The 15,424-nt window shown below is 72.3% G+C and carries 14 protein-coding genes and 1 pseudogene; 6 read left to right on the forward strand and 9 right to left on the reverse strand.

Annotated elements, in window-relative coordinates; all coding sequences use genetic code 11:
- Nucleotides 1–70: 70 nt before the first annotated feature.
- Nucleotides 71–1,435: an SGNH/GDSL hydrolase family protein gene (locus tag ACF1FZ_RS33425; RefSeq protein WP_391777132.1), complete on the reverse strand. Its 1,365-nt coding sequence runs from the start codon at nt 1,433–1,435 to the stop codon at nt 71–73.
- Nucleotides 1,436–1,993: 558 nt separating this feature from the next.
- Here ACF1FZ_RS33425 and ACF1FZ_RS33430 point away from each other — a divergent pair.
- Nucleotides 1,994–3,658, forward strand: a complete 1,665-nt coding sequence (locus ACF1FZ_RS33430; RefSeq protein ID WP_391777133.1) for an ABC-F family ATP-binding cassette domain-containing protein — start codon at nt 1,994–1,996, stop codon at nt 3,656–3,658.
- 92 nt (nt 3,659–3,750) lie between these two features.
- Nucleotides 3,751–4,431, forward strand: a complete 681-nt coding sequence (locus tag ACF1FZ_RS33435) for a sortase domain-bontaining protein (RefSeq protein WP_391777134.1) — start codon at nt 3,751–3,753, stop codon at nt 4,429–4,431.
- Nucleotides 4,432–4,451: 20 nt separating this feature from the next.
- On the opposite strand, the gene ACF1FZ_RS33440 is transcribed toward ACF1FZ_RS33435, so the two are convergent.
- On the reverse strand, nt 4,452–6,881 hold the full coding sequence (locus ACF1FZ_RS33440; RefSeq protein ID WP_391777135.1) for a glycoside hydrolase family 65 protein: 2,430 nt from the start codon (nt 6,879–6,881) through the stop codon (nt 4,452–4,454).
- Nucleotides 6,881–7,648 carry an HAD family hydrolase gene (locus ACF1FZ_RS33445; protein WP_391777136.1) on the reverse strand — a complete coding sequence of 256 codons (768 nt, stop codon included), beginning with the start codon at nt 7,646–7,648 and terminating at the stop codon, nt 6,881–6,883. Before ACF1FZ_RS33445 ends, ACF1FZ_RS33440 begins: the two co-directional genes overlap by 1 nt.
- Nucleotides 7,649–7,824: 176 nt before the next feature.
- Here ACF1FZ_RS33445 and ACF1FZ_RS33450 point away from each other — a divergent pair, with 176 nt between their 5' ends.
- Complete coding sequence (locus ACF1FZ_RS33450; protein ID WP_391777137.1) at nt 7,825–8,043, forward strand: hypothetical protein; 219 nt, start codon at nt 7,825–7,827, stop codon at nt 8,041–8,043.
- A gap of 183 nt (nt 8,044–8,226) precedes the next feature.
- Here the strand turns inward: ACF1FZ_RS33450 and ACF1FZ_RS33455 are convergent, their stop codons facing one another.
- From ACF1FZ_RS33455 to ACF1FZ_RS33465, 3 genes are all read right to left on the reverse strand, one after another.
- Nucleotides 8,227–9,015 (reverse strand): transglycosylase family protein, encoded by a 789-nt coding sequence (locus ACF1FZ_RS33455; RefSeq protein ID WP_391777138.1) that lies wholly within the window; start codon nt 9,013–9,015, stop codon nt 8,227–8,229.
- A 211-nt stretch (nt 9,016–9,226) separates the two neighbouring features.
- Entirely contained in the window at nt 9,227–9,961 is a 735-nt protein-coding gene (locus tag ACF1FZ_RS33460) for a peptidoglycan recognition protein (protein WP_391777139.1), read from the reverse strand.
- 92 nt (nt 9,962–10,053) lie between these two features.
- Nucleotides 10,054–10,698 carry a ScbR family autoregulator-binding transcription factor gene (locus tag ACF1FZ_RS33465; RefSeq protein ID WP_391777140.1) on the reverse strand — a complete coding sequence of 215 codons (645 nt, stop codon included), beginning with the start codon at nt 10,696–10,698 and terminating at the stop codon, nt 10,054–10,056.
- Between the two features lie 104 nt (nt 10,699–10,802).
- On the opposite strand from ACF1FZ_RS33465, the gene ACF1FZ_RS33470 reads away from it, so the two are divergent.
- Entirely contained in the window at nt 10,803–11,729 is a 927-nt protein-coding gene (locus ACF1FZ_RS33470) for a ScbA/BarX family gamma-butyrolactone biosynthesis protein (RefSeq protein WP_391777141.1), read from the forward strand.
- Here ACF1FZ_RS33470 and ACF1FZ_RS33475 read toward each other — a convergent pair.
- Nucleotides 11,719–12,483, reverse strand: a complete 765-nt coding sequence (locus tag ACF1FZ_RS33475; protein ID WP_391777142.1) for an SDR family oxidoreductase — start codon at nt 12,481–12,483, stop codon at nt 11,719–11,721. The genes ACF1FZ_RS33470 and ACF1FZ_RS33475 overlap by 11 nt on opposite strands.
- Before the next feature lie 179 nt (nt 12,484–12,662).
- On the opposite strand from ACF1FZ_RS33475, the gene ACF1FZ_RS33480 reads away from it, so the two are divergent.
- Both ACF1FZ_RS33480 and ACF1FZ_RS33485 read left to right on the forward strand, forming a co-directional pair.
- Entirely contained in the window at nt 12,663–13,571 is a 909-nt protein-coding gene (locus ACF1FZ_RS33480) for a zinc-binding alcohol dehydrogenase family protein (protein WP_391777143.1), read from the forward strand.
- 28 nt (nt 13,572–13,599) lie between these two features.
- The gene (locus ACF1FZ_RS33485) at nt 13,600–14,676 is read left to right on the forward strand and encodes an acyltransferase family protein (protein ID WP_391777144.1); all 1,077 of its coding nucleotides are present in this window, start codon (nt 13,600–13,602) and stop codon (nt 14,674–14,676) included.
- A gap of 93 nt (nt 14,677–14,769) precedes the next feature.
- Here ACF1FZ_RS33485 and ACF1FZ_RS33490 read toward each other — a convergent pair whose 3' ends face one another.
- Nucleotides 14,770–15,081 carry an SCO5918 family protein gene (locus tag ACF1FZ_RS33490; protein WP_391777145.1) on the reverse strand — a complete coding sequence of 104 codons (312 nt, stop codon included), beginning with the start codon at nt 15,079–15,081 and terminating at the stop codon, nt 14,770–14,772.
- Nucleotides 15,082–15,145: 64 nt separating this feature from the next.
- Nucleotides 15,146–15,424: pseudogene (locus tag ACF1FZ_RS33495) on the reverse strand (ATP-dependent helicase); the annotation flags it as partial.

Consider the following 15,424-nt stretch of genomic DNA (forward strand, 5'->3'; position numbering starts at 1 on the left):
TCGGTGCGGCCTCCTCGGGCCGGCCCCGCCGAGGCGGCGGAACGCCTGCGCGGCGCAGCCTGACCGGACCTCAGCGCAGGAGGCGCAGGGGTACGGCCCGGGCCATCGCCTCCGCCCCGGCGTCGTTGGGGTGGAGGTGGTCGCCGCTGTCGTAGCGCGCGAGAAGGCGCTGCGGATCGGACGGATCGCGCAGCGCCCTGTCGAAGTCGATCACCGCGTCGTACGCACCGCCCGTGCGGATCCAGTGGTTGAGGGTCTGCCGGGCGGCTTCGTTCTCCGGGGTGTAGAAGCCCAGGGTGTCGTCCTTGAAGGGCAGGACCGTGCCGCCGTACGCCTTCAGGCCCCGGTCATGGGCGCGGGCGATGATCTGGCGGTGGGCCTCGATGAGGTCCGCCGCCGTGACCCGTTCCGACTCCGGGGCGACGGTGCCGGGGTGGCCGAGGTCGTTCACACCGAGCAGCACGACGAGGTGTTCGGCACCGGGCTGGGAAGTGACGTCGCGGTCGAAGCGGCGCAGGGCGCTCTGGCCGAAGTACGCCGCGAAGTTCTCGGCGTCGGACCCGGCGGGCGGGTTGGGGTCGTGCAGGAGGCGGTTTCCGCTGATGCCCTGGTTGAGCACGCCCATGGCGTCGGGTCCGGCGGCGGCACGCAGCCGGCCGGCGAGGAAGTCGGGCCAGCGGTGGTTGGCATCGACGTCGGTGTCGGCGCCGTCGGTGATGGAGTCGCCGAACGTGACGACGGCCGCGGAGGACCGTGCCGTGCTCACGCTCACACCGGTCAGGAAGTACCAGCGGTCGACGGTCGCGGCCGGCTCGATGACGGCACGGCCGGTGACGTTGCCGGCGGCCACGTAGTTGTGCTGCAGGGCCAGCGAGTGGAGCGTCGAGCCCGGGGTGGGCCCGGGCAGATGGATGCTCACCACGAGGTCGGTTCCGGCGGGCACCTCCAGGGAGACCGGGTCGCTGAGCAGCGGGGCGCCGGCGGGGACGGTCACGGAGGTGCGGCCGCCGAAGGTGAGCGGCCGGTCGCTGCGCGGATCGATCCGGGAGGAGGGGCCGCCGGCGGCCGGGCGGGCGACCCGGGCCTCACCGATGACCAGCGGCCCGCTGCCGAATTCGTTCGACAGCCGGATGCGGACCCGGTCGCCACCGATGCTCGTGCGGACGGTCTGACGGATCGTCTCGTTCTCGAACCGCGTGGTGTCCGAGGCCGGGGCCGCCGTGGGTGCGGCGGCCCATGTCCCCGTCCAGTGGGAGGAGTTGCCACTACGGGGCCCGGGCTCGGCGGAGGTGGCCGGAGCGGCCGACAGGAGCAGGGCCCCGGTCAGCGCGGCCACCAGGAGCCGGGCGGCCCGGCGTGTTCGTGGGCCGGCGGACGGGGCGGGGCCCACGGGGCGGCCCCGGGCTCCCGGAAAAGCTGCGGAGTGCGGTCTCATGCGGGTGCCTCCTGGACGCGGGACCGGGCGGACGGGGTGCGGGTGCCCGGATCCGGACGCGCCCGGCCGGTACGCCGGCGGGCGAGGCGGGCCGGGAAGTGAGGGGGGCGGGCAGGTGCGTCCACGCCGGCCTCCCCGTGATCACGTCGCGGAGCCGAAAGTTTCGAGTGTTCTTCCGACCGGGCGAGCAGACGTTATGGACGCCCGCACCTGCGCGTCAAGAGGGCCTTCCCGGCCGCCCGGGGGCCCTTCCCTGCCCGGAACGCGCCCCCGCAGGAGACGGGGCCCGGTGTACAGTTTTCAGGTCCTGTCGTCTCCGATAGAGGTGGACGTTGCGCATCTGAGGTCCGCGATCATCGCGCGGTACGGCCCCTGCCGTAGCCCGTCACGCCCTGTCGGCCTTCCTGCCGCCCCGTGACCCACCGCGTGGATGCGACCTCGGTGCATGAGCCGTCCCCCGTCTCCCCGGAGGACCGCACCCCTTGTTCTCCCGGCCGGTCGCCGCGTGGTGCTCGCATACGAAGCCCCTGATCACACGCTTGCGACTGCGAGGACCACATGTCTCATCCCCTCACCCCCGCCGCTTCCCTCAGCTGCTCCGCCCTGTCCTTCCGGTGGCCGGACGGCACCGAGGTCTTCGACGGGCTCTCCCTCAGCTTCGGCCGGGGCCGCACCGGGCTCGTCGGGACCAACGGCTCCGGCAAGTCCACCCTGTTGCGACTGCTGGCCGGCCTGCTGAAACCCTCCGCCGGCTCGGTGACCGCCGGCGGTCGCCTCGCCCACCTCCCCCAGAACCTCACCCTCGACACGGCCCTCCGCGTCGAGGACGCACTCGGCATCACCGCGCGGCGTACGGCGCTGCGCGCGATCGAGGCCGGTGACGTCGCCGAGGAGCACTTCGAGACGGTCGGCGACGACTGGGACGTCGAGGAGTGGGCCCTGGCGACCCTGGGCTCGCTCGGTCTCGGTGACGTCGGTCTCGACCGCACCGTGAGTCAGCTGTCGGGCGGTGAGACCGTGCTGCTGCGGCTGGCCGCGCTGCTGCTGGAGCGGCCCGACGTCCTGCTGCTCGACGAGCCGACCAACAATCTCGACGCCTTCGCCCGGCGCCGGCTGTACGAGGCTGTCGACTCCTGGCGCTCCGGCGTGCTCGTCGTGGTCAGCCACGACCGTGACCTGCTGGAACGGGTGGACCACATCGCGGACCTGCGTGCCGGTTCGGTGAACTGGTACGGCGGCGGCTGGTCGGCCTACGAAGAGGCACTGGCCACCCAGCAGGAAGCTGCCGGCCGCATGGTGCGGGCCGCCGAGTCCGACGTGCGCCGCCAGAAACGCGAGCTGGAGGAGGCCCGGACCAAGGTGGCCCGCCGCCAGCGGCACAACAAGAAGATGGACGCCCAGCGGCGTGCGCCGAGGATCGTCGCGGGCGAGCACAAGAGGTCCTCCCAGGAGGCGGCGGGCAAGCTCCGCGGTCTGCACGAGGACCGGCTCCAGGAGGCGCGGGAGCGGCTCGACACGGCGTCGGAGGCGATCCGGGACGACGCCGTGATCCGGGTGCGGCTCCCGCACACCGCCGTCCCTGCGGGCCGTACGGTCCTGAGCGCGCAGGGGCTCACCCCTCGCTTCGGCGCGCTGCGCGACGGCGAACTCCACGTGCAGGGGCCCGAACGCGTCGCGCTCATCGGGCGCAACGGAGCCGGTAAGACGACGCTGCTGCGCACCCTCACCGGGGAGCTCACGCCTGCGCGCGGCGAGGCCAGGACGTATGTGCCGCTGCGCTTCCTGCCGCAGCGGCTCGACGTGCTGGACGACGGGGCGACCGTCGCGGCGAACGTGGCCCGCATGGCGCCCGGGACCACCGACAACGAGATCCGCTCGCAGCTCGCCCGCTTCCTGTTCAAGGGAGCACGGGCCGAGCAGCCGGCGGGCACCCTCTCGGGCGGTGAACGCTTCCGCGCCGCCCTCGCGGCGACGATGCTCGCCACACCGGCTCCTCAGCTGCTGATGCTGGACGAGCCCACCAACAATCTGGATCTGGCGAGCGTGCGGCAGCTGACGAGCGCGCTCGAGGCCTACGAGGGGGCGCTGGTGATCGCCGGCCACGATCTGGCGTTCCTGGAGTCCATCGGCATCACCCGCTGGCTGCTCGTGGGGGAGGAGCTCACGGAACTGGACGCCGAGGAGGTGCGGGAGGCGCTCGGCACACCCGACGCGCTCGCGTGACCGGTGGTGTACTGGAAGGGTGCGGGCCGCGCCACAGGGCTCGCTCCCAGGGCCCGCTCCACGTGCCACCGGCTACTGATCCGGATCCCGTCATGCATCGTCCTCATGGATCCCGCCGTGTCCCCCGGGCCCTCGCGGGTGCGGCCGTCGTCCTGCTGACGGCCGGCGGCCCGGCCGCGGTGGCAGCCGGCGGCCCTTCCCCGACCGCTCCGGCCACCGCGGGTGCGGTCGCCGGCCTCCCGACCGACCGGACCGACCCGCGCACGGCGACCGCTGAGCTCACCATCCCGTCGATCGGCGTGACGGGCCTGCGCGTGGTCCCGTACGAGGGCACGACGGACGACGGGCCCGGTACCCGCGTCCAGGACCGCGGGGTGGCGGCCAGCCCGTACGGCGAGGAGGGCGGCGTCGGGCCGGGCGAGACCGGGAACTACCTCGTGACGGCCCACCGGCTCTCCGCCGGGGGCCCGCTCCGGGACCTGCCGGCCCTGGAGGAGGGCGGCTCCGTCCTCGTCACCGAGGGCCGGACGGTGTACGAGTACAGGATCACCGGGACCCGGCAGACGTCCTTCCGGTCCGAGCGCTCGCTCGCCGAGCAGCGGGCCGAGGTACCGGGCGAGCCGGGCAGGAAGCCCACCCGGGCGATGGTCACCCTCTCCACCTGCGCGACCCCTGAGGACGACGCGGCCGGGAACTTCTGGCGCGACGCCCACGACAATCCGGAGCACCGCATCGACAAGATCGGCGTCCTGGTGTCCACACGGACGTCATGAGCCGCGTGTCCACACGGACGTCACGAGCCGCCCGGCATGTCGGACGGCAGCTCCAGCCACCGCGCCGTACCCGGTTCGATGACGTACGTGCTGTCGCCCAGCTTCACCCGCACCCCCGGCCGCTCCGAGTCCGGTACGGCGATCCGCAGACGCTCGGCCCGGAGGCGCAGGTCCACGTCCCAGTGCCGGCGGAAGCGGAGCCGCAACCGGAACTCCGAGAGCTGGGGCAGCGTGGCCGGCGCGAGCCACAGGGCGTCCTCACGGGTCTCCAGCCCCGTCATGCCGCGCTGCACGAAGTCGAGGGTGCCCGCCATCGCCCCCAGGTGGATGCCTTCCTCGGTCGTACCGCCCTGGATGTCGGCGACATCGCCGATCAGCGCCTCCTCGCAGTACGCCCAGGCGTCGTCGCGGTGCACCCGGGCCAGCACCCAGGCGTGGACGAGGGCGCTGAGGGTGGATCCGTGGCTCGTACGCTGCACGTAGTGGTCGACGGTGGTCCGCCAGGCGTCGTCGTCGAGTTCGTGTCCGAGCCGCCGGAACAGCGCGGCGAGTTCCTTGGGCGAGAAGAGGTAGCCCAGCATCAGCACATCGGCCTGCTTGGACGCCTGGTAGCGGTTGACGGTGTCGCCCTCCGACTCCAGGATCCGGTCGAGGCGCCGGATGTCCCCGTACCGCTTGCGGTACCCCTCCCAGTCCAGCTCGTCCAGGTCCCCGTAACCGGCGAACTGGCTGATGACACCGCGGTGACGGGGCACGTACAACCGCCGGGAGACATCCTCCCAGCGGTCCGTCTCCGCCGGGTCGAGCTGGATCAGCCCGAGGAGCTGCCGGCGCCGGCTGTCGGGCAGGCAGCGGTAGAGCTCGTGGGCCCGTGCCAGCACCCAGGCGGCCGTCACGTTCGTGTACGTGTTGTCGTCGAGCCCCGCCGTGTCCGAATCCGGATAGGCGTCGTGGTACTCGTCCGGCCCGACGACCCCCCGGATGCGGTACCGCCCGAGGGAGTCGTCCCAGACGGCGCTGTCCGCCCAGAAGCGGGCCACCTGGAGCATCATCTCGGCGCCCTTGGAGTAGAGGTACTCCGTGTCACCGGTGGCCTGGCAGTACTGCCACACGTTGTAGGCGACGGCCGAGCCGACATGGTGCTGCAGCCGTGAGCGGTCGGGCAGCCAGCGCCCCGAACGGGGGTTGAGGTGGATCTCCTGGGTCTCCTCGCGCCCCTCGTCCGCACTCTGCCACGGGTACATCGCCCCGGCCCTGCCCACCGCACGCGCGGCGGCGCGGGCTGCGGGGAGCCGTCGGTGACGGTAGTCGAGCAGCCCTCGGGAGACCTCCGGGAGATGCAGGTTCAGAAAGGGCAGGACGAACAGCTCGTCCCAGAAGACGTGCCCCCGGTACGCCTCGCCGTGCAGCCCCCTGGCCGGCACGCCGACATCGAGCTCCGCGGTGTGCGGGGAGAGCGTCTGGAGGACATGGAAGAGGTGCAGCCGCAGGATGCGTCCCGGCTCGCCCGGGACCTCCAGCTCGACCTGCTGCCACAGGTCGGCCCAGGCCTTGCGGTGCGAGCTCAGCAGTGCGGAGTACGCCGGTGCGCCGTCGACCGCGGTGACGGCGGCCCGCAGTGGGCTGCCGATCGCCGGGTCCCGGGAGGTGAAGAGGGCGACCGTCTTGTCGACGACGGCGCCGGAACCCGGGGCCAGCGGGAGGAGCATCGTCTGGTGGACCGCGCGTGGCTCCTGCCGGGGTTCGGCCCGGTGGTCGCCGTTGCGCTCCGGGCCGCAGGAGGCCACGGTGCGGGCGGCCAGCGCGATCCCGATGTCCGACTCCACCGTGCGGCAGCGCAGCCACACCGCGGACTCCGGCTCCGTGCCGGTCTCCCATCCGGTGAGGTGGCGGTTGGCCAGCTCCCGGTAGCGCGCGACACCGAGGTTGCGGACGTCGCCGTCGATCGCGGCCTCCACCTCCAGCTCACCCGACCAGCCCTCGGCGGTGAAGGCCGTGTGCAGCGCGGCGAGATGGGGGTCCCCCATGTGCACCAGCCGTTCCTGCTCCACCGTCAGCCGGCGGCCGCCCGTGTCCTCGTACACCGAGCGGCGGGTCAGTGTCCCGCCGCGCAGGTCGAGCCACTGCCGGTGGTCCACGAGGTGGGTGTGGTCGGGCGTCAGCCACGGACCCGTGTGGGCGCCTTCGGGGTGGATGCGGTAGCGCAACGGCAGCCAGTCGGGGAGGTTGACCATGTCCTCGTTCTCGACCTGGTGCCCCTGGACGGAGGAGGTCAACCGGTTGTAGCACCCCGCCACATAAGTGCCCGGGTAGTGCGTCGCACCCGCGGGCGTCTCGGGCGCGGCTCCCCGGGTGGCGAAGTAGCCGTTGCCGAGCGTGCACAGCGCTTCGCGCAGGCGCTCCTTCTCCGGGTCGTACCCCTCGTACGCCCAGATCCAGCCGCGCGCCATCAGCCCTCCCCGTCGATGTCGATCAGCAGGTCCCCGGGATCGGCCACCACGAGATCGGCGCCGTGCCGGCGCAGCCCGGCGGCTCCCTCCGGGCTGTCCGTCCGGTCCACCCCGACGACCAGCCCGAAGCCGCCGCGCCGGCCCGCCTCCACTCCGGCGAGTGCGTCCTCCACGACAGCGGTCTCCCCGGGCGGTGTCCTCAGGCGTCGTGCCGCCTCGATGAACAGGGCGGGGTCCGGTTTGCCGGGCAGCCCCAGGCGGCGCGCCTCGTTGCCGTCGACCACCGCCGTGAACAGGTCCAGGATTCCGGCCCCTGCCAGCAGTTCGGTGGCGTGCCGGGACGCGGACGCGGCGGCGAACGGCACCCGGGCGTCGTGCAGCGCGTGCAGGAGGCGGACCGTCCCCGGCCAGACCTCGATCGGGTGGGTGTGCAGGCCTCGGGTGAACACCTCGTCCTTGCGCGCGGCGACGGCCCATACCGTCCCGGTGCCCGGAGGGTCGTCGGGGCTGCCTTCGGGGAGGCGGAGCCCTCTGGACCCGAGGAAGGCGGCGGCACCGTCCTTGCGCGACCTCCCGTCGACGTGGCGCCGGTAGTCGTCCGCTTCGTCGAAGGGCCGCTGACCTTCGCAGGAGGCCAGACAGGCATCGAACGCCTGTTTCCAGGCCGCGGCGTGCGCCGGGGCGGAGTCGGTGATGACGCCGTCCGTGTCGAACACCACCGCGTGCACGGAGAGCAGGACTGCGGCCGGTGACGGAGCGCGTGCCATGACCGGTGGTCCCTTCGTGGAGACGTCCCCCGTTCCATGGCACCAGGTTCCGGCTCGGACCGCTCCTCGTGGCTTCCGGGGCGGGTTCTCCCGCTTCCGGAGCGGGACACGGAACCCGACAGGGTAAAAAGTCATAAAAGTTTCCGCATGTCCCTTTTTGTACTATCGTAAAAGTCATGGCCAGAACCGAGCGTCAGACCGACCGGCAGGCGGAGTACGTGTGTCCGGCCTGCAAGCAGCCCGTCGCGAGCGCACTCGTGCGGCACAAGACCCTCGGCGTCTTCGTCCCGCACTGGGGTCCCGGACCGTGTCACAACCCGGACTGCCACAGCTACGAGGCGGGGACCGAGGACGCGTCCGGCTCCGTCCGGGACGTGGGTTCCGCCCGACGGTGAGGGGAGCGCCGGGTCAGGCCTCGGACCGGATCCGGCCGGGGCCGGCGATACGGGGGAGGAGCGGGGCCGGGGTGCCCTGCCGGGCGAGGGGGTTGCGTCTGCCGGCGACGCCTCCGGCTTCACCGGGCTCTCCTCTCCGGGCTCGGCACACCGTGAACCGTCGCCATCCGGGCGCTCAGGTGTTCAGGCGCTCAGGTGGAGCCGCTGACCGGGGAAAATGAGGTGCGGCCCCTTGAGCAGTACCTCGCGGTTCAGCTCGTGGAGCGCCTGCCAGCCACCGGGCACCTCCGCACGGGCGGCGATCACCGAAAGGCAGTCGCCCGGCTCGACGACGTACGTCTCCGCGTCGGCCAGGTCGCCGGAGTGCTGTGCCTTGCCGCTCCCGCTGCCCGCGGAGCTGCCGGTCGTGCCGGAGGACGGACTGCCGGAGGACGGGCCCTCGGACGAGTCACTGCTCGGACCGCCGGCCGACTGCCGCCCGGGGGCCGCCTGCGCATCGCTCCGGTCGGCACCGCCGGACGAAGGCGGTGAGGACGACGAGGACGACGAGGAACTCGACGTGCCGTTCGCGCCGAGGCGGCCGCAGGTGGGCCAGGCGCCCATGCCCTGCGAGCGGGCGACGCGTTCACCGACGGCGATCTGCTCGGCGCGGGTCGCGAGGTCGGCCCGGGGCGCGTACTGCCCGCCGCCGTAGGCCTTCCAGGTGGAGGGGGCGAACTGCAGTCCGCCGTGGTAGCCGTTGCCGGTGTTGATGTTCCAGCGGCCGCTGCTCTCGCACTCGGCGATGCGGTCCCAGTCCGTGCCCGCGGTGACGGTCGGCGCGATGGCGGCTCGGGCGGGAACAGCCTGGACGTGAGCCTGGGCCGGGGCGTCCGCGGCGCTGCGGCCGGAGAGGCCCAGCACGCTCAGGAGGACGAGCAGAAGGGCTAGCACCGATTCGACGGGCCGCTTGGCGAGGGGTGATGCCGGCATGACGGTATTCCTCCGCTGTGCTCCGGAAGGTGTGCAAGGGCACGAACAGGTAAGCCACCAATAATCTTTTTATGGAGCTTCGACGCGTTCGACGCCCGTACATTCACTCGGGTGGAGGATCTTTCATCGTCTCGTCCGGTGGCGCGCGCACCGGCGGGCCGGCTGCCGCGCGGAGTGACTGCGCACGGCTTCCCGGACGGGGCGGGCGGACCTACCGCTCCAGCGCCCGCAGCCTGGCCATCTCCGCGCGGATCGCGGGAAGTCGGGCGTAGAGGGCTTCGCCGGGGCAGTACGTGGAGAAGGTGTCGCGGTGACCGGCCACGGCATGGAGGTAGACCACCTCGCCGCGCCGGTAGAGACTCTCGTCGTTCGTCGAGACCATCCGCACGATGCCCCGCGGGTCGACGGCCCGGTCCAGCTTCCACGCGCCGACCTTCGCGATCCCCTCGATGAGCGCCTTCGGCACCGGCACACCGGGGCCGAAGGTGCCGAGGGCCGCGATTCCCACACTGTGCGCGTTGAACCCGGTGGCATGGGCCCCGCGCACGGAGCGTCCGACCCCGCCCGCCCTGCCCTCGTATATGGTCCCGCAGCGGTCGACGACGAAGTTGTAGCCGATGTCGTCCCATCCCTCGCCCCGGACGTGCGCCTCCTCCATCGCCCGGAGCATCTCCGGGGCGTCGGCACAGTCGTATGCGTTGGTGTGCCCGGTGTGGTGCACGAAGACGGCCCTCACCGCCCCCGTGTACACCGCGTCCTCCTTCACCAGGCTCTCGTCCGCGTGCCACTGTGCCCGGGTGACGATCTCGGGACGCTGGGCGGCGGCCCGCGCCGCCGGCTTCGCGGTGGCCCGCTCGGGCGCGGCGAGCCGTACCGGCGCGTCCCGGAACACCAGGAACACGAGCGGCACGACCATGGCGCCCACGGCTGTTCGGCGAAGCCACATAGGGCCACCATGCGCGCTGACCAGCCGCTTCGCAGGAACCCGCACCCGATCGGGTGAGGCGGGGAGCATGCCCCGGATCGCTGTCCGAGCGGTCAGGAGGCGGCGACGGCCTGCTGCTGCTCCATGATGCGTGCCGCGCGGTGCGGGGAGGTGTCGAGCCGGGCCAGCACACCCGGGACCGCGTTGTTGGGCAGGATGAGCTCGAAGAGGGCGGAGATCTCCGCGACCAGTTCCAGCGGCTCGGCCATGGACTCGGTCACCAGCTGGACCCCGGTCCACGCCCCGACGAAGAGCCGGGAGGTGGCGCCCGGATCGACATGCGGAAGGAGCTCGCCCCGTTCCTTGGCCTCGGTGAGCATGTCCGCGCCGAGGGCGATCCAGTCCGGCCAGCGGGTACCGAAGAGCCCTCGGGCCCGTGGGTCCACGGACAACCGGATCGAGGCGCTGAGCAGGGGTTCCCGGGGGAGCCGGTAGGCGAGCAGGAGAGCGGTGTCCACCCATTCCTGCAGCTTGAAGGTCTGCGGGGTGACGCCCTCCGCCGTCACGGCCTCATGGAGGACACCGCGGGCGAGCTCCTCCTTCGACGTGAAGTGGAAGTAGAGAGCGCCCCTCGTGAGACCTGCCCGGTCGAGGATCGCGGCGATCGTGGCGGCGTCGTAACCGTGCTCGTCGAAGACCTCGGCAGCCGCCTCCAGGAAGATCCTGCGCGTGCGGATCGCCCGTTGCTGTCGTGCCAACTCGCGCTCCCCTTCGACGTGGCCTGACGTTTATTCAAAAAGTACCGGTGAACCGGTATCATATCAGCGCCGTAATGCCCATTTTGTTCCACGCCTGGAGGGCCGTGCCCGAAATACCTGTCGTTCCGAGCCCGCCGCCCGCCGCAGCCGGGGCACGGAACGGCGTACTCAAGGAGTTCGTCCACCTCAGGCACTCCGGCACGGTCTTCCTCACGGCCTGGCGAAGCCGGGGAGAGGGTGAGTTCTCCCTGGCGGCGAGGTGGCCGGCCCCCGCCACCGGCCTCCCCTACGACCCCCGGGTGCTCACCCAGACCATCCGGCAGAGCGGCCTGGTCATCGCGCACGCAGCGTACGGCGTCCCACTCACCGATCAAACCCTGCTGCACTACTTCGACTTCACCGTCGCACCGGGGTTCGGAGTCCCTTCCGGGGGACACAGCGACCTCACGGTCGAGGTCTCCGTCCGAGAGCCCGAGAAGCGCGGCAGGTCCGTCAGTTCGCTCGGCGTGGACGTCCGCGTGCTCCAGGACGGCCGCTTGGTGGCCCGCGCGGACTCCGAGTTCGGCTGGGTCACCCCGCGCGCCTACCGCCGGCTCCGCGGGGACCACGGCACCGTCGCCTGGAACACGTGGCCGCTGCCCGCTCCGGTCGATCCCCGCACCGTGGGCCGCGCCACCCCGGCCGACGTGGTCCTGGCGGCCGGCGACGGACCCCGCCACTGGCAGTTGCGCAACGACGTGGACAACGTCGTGCTGTACGACCACCCGGTCGACCACGTCCCGGGGCTCGTCCTGATGGAGGCCGCCCACCAGGCCGCACTCGCCACCCTGCACCCCGCGCCCTTCGAGGCGACGGACGTCACCAGCGCGTTCGAGCGGTACGCGGAATTCGACCGCCCCTGCTGGATCGAGGCGGAGGTCCTGCCCGCCGCCCCCGGAGAGACCTCGGTCCTGGTCACGGTGACGCAGGAGGAGAAGACGGTCTTCCGGAGCCGGCTGAGCGGTCCCTGCGGCCGGCGGCTCACTGATTGACGAAACCGCCGTCCACCGGCAGGACCGTGCCCGTGAGGAAGGGGCAGCGGTCGCTGAGCAGCCAGGCCACCGCGCTGGCGACCTCCTCGGGCTCGGCCGTACGCCCCTGCGGCGTACGGCTGTTGACCATCTCCTCCAGGCCGGGGTTGCGCCCGAACCAGTCGGCGGTGATCTCGCTGCGCGTGGTGCCCGGTGCCACCGCGTTGACCCGGATGCCCTGCTGGGCGTATTCGTCCGCGGCGGCCCTGGTGAGACCGACGACGGCGTGCTTGGCCGCTATGTAGGGGGCGGCCGCCGGTATGGCCACCAGCCCGCCCACACTGCTGTTGTTCACGATGGAGCAGCTCCCGGTGTTCGGGAGCATGGCCGCGATCTCGTGCCTCAGGCAGTTCCAGACGCCGCGCACGTTGGTGTCCATGACCGCGTCGTAGACGTCGTCGCCCATCAGGTGCAGGGGGGTCCGGTCACCGCCGAGACCCGCGTTGTTGAAGGCCGAGTCCAGGCGCCCGTAGGTGCCGACCGTGAAGTCGACGGCACGGGCGGCGTCCTCGGCCACCGTGACGTCGCACAGGACATAGGAGGCCTGCGCTCCCTTGTCCCTCAACTCGGCCACCAACGAAGCCAGCCGGTCCTCCCTGCGAGCGGCCAGGACGACCGTCGCGCCCTCGTCGGAGAACACCCGCGCCGCCGCCGCTCCGATGCCGCTGCTCGCCCCGGTGATCAGGACGACTCTGCCGTGAAGAAGATCGCTCATGGCGGCAGTCTGGCAGGCGGCGGGGCCGGCAGCCATGGTCATGCGCACCCCTGAGCTTCCCCACAATGCCACGCCCATAACAGACCGTACGTACTGTTTTCGCCCCACTCCCGGCGAAAGACCGGAAGCGGGTCCACCGGGTCACCAGCCGCCCGGCGGCCCACGCGGTACCGTGCGGCATGCTCGCCATACAGTTCGACCGTTTCGGTGGTCCCGAAGTGCTCCGCCCCGTGGAACTGGCCGCCCCGGTGCCCGGCCCCGGAGAGGTGCTCCTCACCGTCGAGGCCGCCGGGGTGAACTTCGCGGACACCCACCAGGTGGACGGCTCCTACCTCGGCGCCGATGCCCTGCCGTACGTCCCGGGCAGCGAGGTCGTGGGCCGCACCCCGGACGGCAGGCGGGTGCTGGCCCGGGTCTCCCACGGGTACGCGGAGCAGGTGACCGCCGAGGAGTCCGGCGTCGTGGAGATCCCCGAGGAGCTCGGGGCCGCCCAGGCGCTCGCCCTGATGACGCAGGGGCTGACCGCCTGGCACCTGCTGCGGTCCGCGGCGCGTCTTCGTGACGGTGAGAGCGTCGTCGTGCACTCCGCGGCGGGCGGCGTGGGCAGCCTCGCCCTCCAGCTGGCCCGGGAGTTCGGGGCGGGCCGGGTCCTCGCCCAGGTGTCCACCCCGGCCAAGGAGCGGCTCGTCCTCGGCCTCGGCGCCGACGCGGTGGTCACCTACCCCCTCGCGGAGAAGGCGGACGTCGTCCTGGACGCCGTCGGCGGGGACCTCTTCGACCGGGCCCTGGACTCCTTGGCGTCCTACGGGCGGCTGGTGACCTACGGCAACGCCGCCCGCACCGGTTTCACCCCGGTCGATCCGGCCCGGCTCGGGCGTCTCAACGCCTCCGTCGTCGGATTCTGGCTGCGTCCCGCCCTCGCCGCACCGGGCGCGGTCAGCGGCCCCTTGAAGGAGCTCTTCGCCCTGGTCGCCGGAGGCCGCCTCAAGCCCGTGACCGGTGGCGGCTATCCGCTCGCCGACGCCCGGCGCGCCCATGAGGACCTGCTCGCGCGCCGGACCACCGGAAAGCTGATCCTGATCCCCTGAGCGGACCCGGCGACATTAGGGTGGCCCGATGCCCTCCCTGACCTCACACTCGCCGGGACCGGCCGCCGCCGGAACCGGAGCACCGGGCACCGCACCGTCCCGCCCCGGCCGTGACCCGTTCTTCGACAACGCGAAGTACCTGGCCATCGTCCTCGTCGCGGTGGGGCACGCCTGGGAGCCCCTGCCCGGCAGCGGGCGCGTGGTGGAGACGTTCTACACCTTCGTCTACACCTTCCACATGCCGGTCTTCATCATCATCGCCGGGTACTTCTCGCGCGGCCTCGAGCTGCGCTCCGACCGGGTGTGGAAGCTCGTCACCGGCCTGGCCGTGCCCTACGCCGTATTCGAGATCGCCTACACCCTCTTCGAGCGCCTGACCGGCTCCCCCGCCTTCCCCCTGAGCCCGCTCACGCCGTACTGGCTGCTGTGGTTCCTGCCCGCCCTGCTCCTCTGGCGCCTCACCACCCCCTTCTGGCAGACGGTCCGGTGGCCCGTGGCACTCGCCCTGGTCATCGCGTCCATGGGAGCGGTCACCAGCAACATCGGCGAGGACCTGCACCTCCAGCGGGTCCTGCAGTTCCTGCCGTACTACGTCCTGGGCCTCCAGCTGCGGCCCGAGCACTTCGACCTCGTACGCCGCCGCGCCGTGCGCATCGCGTCCGTCCCCGTCTGCCTGGTGGCCCTGGCCGTCGCGTACTGGGCGGTGCCGCGCACGACGACCTCGTGGTTCTTCCGCCGGTACGGCGCCGAACAGCTCGGCTCGCCCGCCTGGACCGGCGTCCCGGTGACCCTGCTGCTGTTCACCTGCGCACTGCTGCTCAGCGCCTGCTTCCTCGCCTGGGTGCCGAACCGCAGGCTGTGGATGACCGCTCTGGGCGCGGGCACGCTCTACGGCTACGTGCTGCACGGCTTCGTCATCAAGGGTGCGGTCAAGCTGGACCTCTTCGAGGCCGACATCGTCTCCACCCCCCAGGGCCGGCTCCTGGTGTCCGCCGCCGCAGCGGCCGTGGTCACGCTCCTCTGCAGCCCGCCCGTCCGACGGGTGTTCCGCTACGCCGTGGAACCCCGGCTCGACCGGGCCAGGAAGCCGGAGCCGGCTCCCTGACGTCCGCAGCCGAGCACGTGCGCCGGGCCGGACGCACCGCACCCCCGGACCGGGAAGGGCCTCGGGGGTGCGGGTGTGCGACGGAGCGGCGGCTCAGACGGCGCCGGGCGCGCCGAGCATGGCGGACGCGCTCTCCAGCGGTGTGAGGGGAGGCGCCACAGGGGCGGGCACCTCGGCCGGGCGGCAGGTGAAGCCGAGACGCGTCAGCGCCCTGGTCACCTCGCCCGCGGTGAAGTCCCGGCGGTCCTGCCGGGTGATGATCTCGCCGACCTGCTTGACGGGGTAGACGCGGCGGCTGATGACCACCGCGTCACCGGTGACAGGTTCGGGCTTGATGCCCTTCATCGAGTCCTCGACCTCGTTCTTGAAGAGGTCGAAGGGGAAGCGGGCGATGACACAGCGCATGGTGCCTCAACAAAGTGGTCGTGAAGAAAGCCGGACGGGGTCGGCCGGGCTCCCGGCCGGGTGACTACGCGGCCTTGTTGGTCCGGCGCTGTGCCGCCGCGGCACGCGCCTGCGGCGTCGCCGTGTTGGCGTTCGAGCGACGCCCCTGGCCGGGACGCGCGCCGCGCCGGCTCCGGGGGCCGGAACCGCCGCTCCTGCGCTCCGTCACCGGTGCGGTGATCGTGACGGGCACGCCCGACGGCGACTGCGCGCCGGTGATGCGGTTCAGCTCGGCCTCGCCGGAGCGGACCTGGGCGACCTGCGGCGTGATGCCGGCGTCGGCCATCAGCCGGGTCATCTCGCG

The organism is Streptomyces sp. NPDC014623 (assembly GCF_043088245.1).
Lineage (GTDB): Bacteria > Actinomycetota > Actinomycetes > Streptomycetales > Streptomycetaceae > Streptomyces.

Bases quoted from the DNA above. Each gene is read 5' to 3' on its own strand.
- ACF1FZ_RS33485 (WP_391777144.1), top strand. From the start codon at position 13,600: ATGCCCTCCCTGACCTCACACTCGCCGGGACCGGCCGCCGCCGGAACC.
- ACF1FZ_RS33475 (WP_391777142.1), bottom strand. From the start codon at position 12,483: ATGAGCGATCTTCTTCACGGCAGAGTCGTCCTGATCACCGGGGCGAGC.
- ACF1FZ_RS33445 (WP_391777136.1), bottom strand. From the start codon at position 7,648: ATGGCACGCGCTCCGTCACCGGCCGCAGTCCTGCTCTCCGTGCACGCG.
- ACF1FZ_RS33460 (WP_391777139.1), bottom strand. From the start codon at position 9,961: ATGTGGCTTCGCCGAACAGCCGTGGGCGCCATGGTCGTGCCGCTCGTG.
- ACF1FZ_RS33430 (WP_391777133.1), top strand. From the start codon at position 1,994: ATGTCTCATCCCCTCACCCCCGCCGCTTCCCTCAGCTGCTCCGCCCTG.
- ACF1FZ_RS33490 (WP_391777145.1), bottom strand. From the start codon at position 15,081: ATGCGCTGTGTCATCGCCCGCTTCCCCTTCGACCTCTTCAAGAACGAG.
- ACF1FZ_RS33455 (WP_391777138.1), bottom strand. From the start codon at position 9,015: ATGCCGGCATCACCCCTCGCCAAGCGGCCCGTCGAATCGGTGCTAGCC.
- ACF1FZ_RS33480 (WP_391777143.1), top strand. From the start codon at position 12,663: ATGCTCGCCATACAGTTCGACCGTTTCGGTGGTCCCGAAGTGCTCCGC.
- ACF1FZ_RS33440 (WP_391777135.1), bottom strand. From the start codon at position 6,881: ATGGCGCGCGGCTGGATCTGGGCGTACGAGGGGTACGACCCGGAGAAG.
- ACF1FZ_RS33435 (WP_391777134.1), top strand. From the start codon at position 3,751: ATGCATCGTCCTCATGGATCCCGCCGTGTCCCCCGGGCCCTCGCGGGT.
- ACF1FZ_RS33450 (WP_391777137.1), top strand. From the start codon at position 7,825: ATGGCCAGAACCGAGCGTCAGACCGACCGGCAGGCGGAGTACGTGTGT.
- ACF1FZ_RS33425 (WP_391777132.1), bottom strand. From the start codon at position 1,435: ATGAGACCGCACTCCGCAGCTTTTCCGGGAGCCCGGGGCCGCCCCGTG.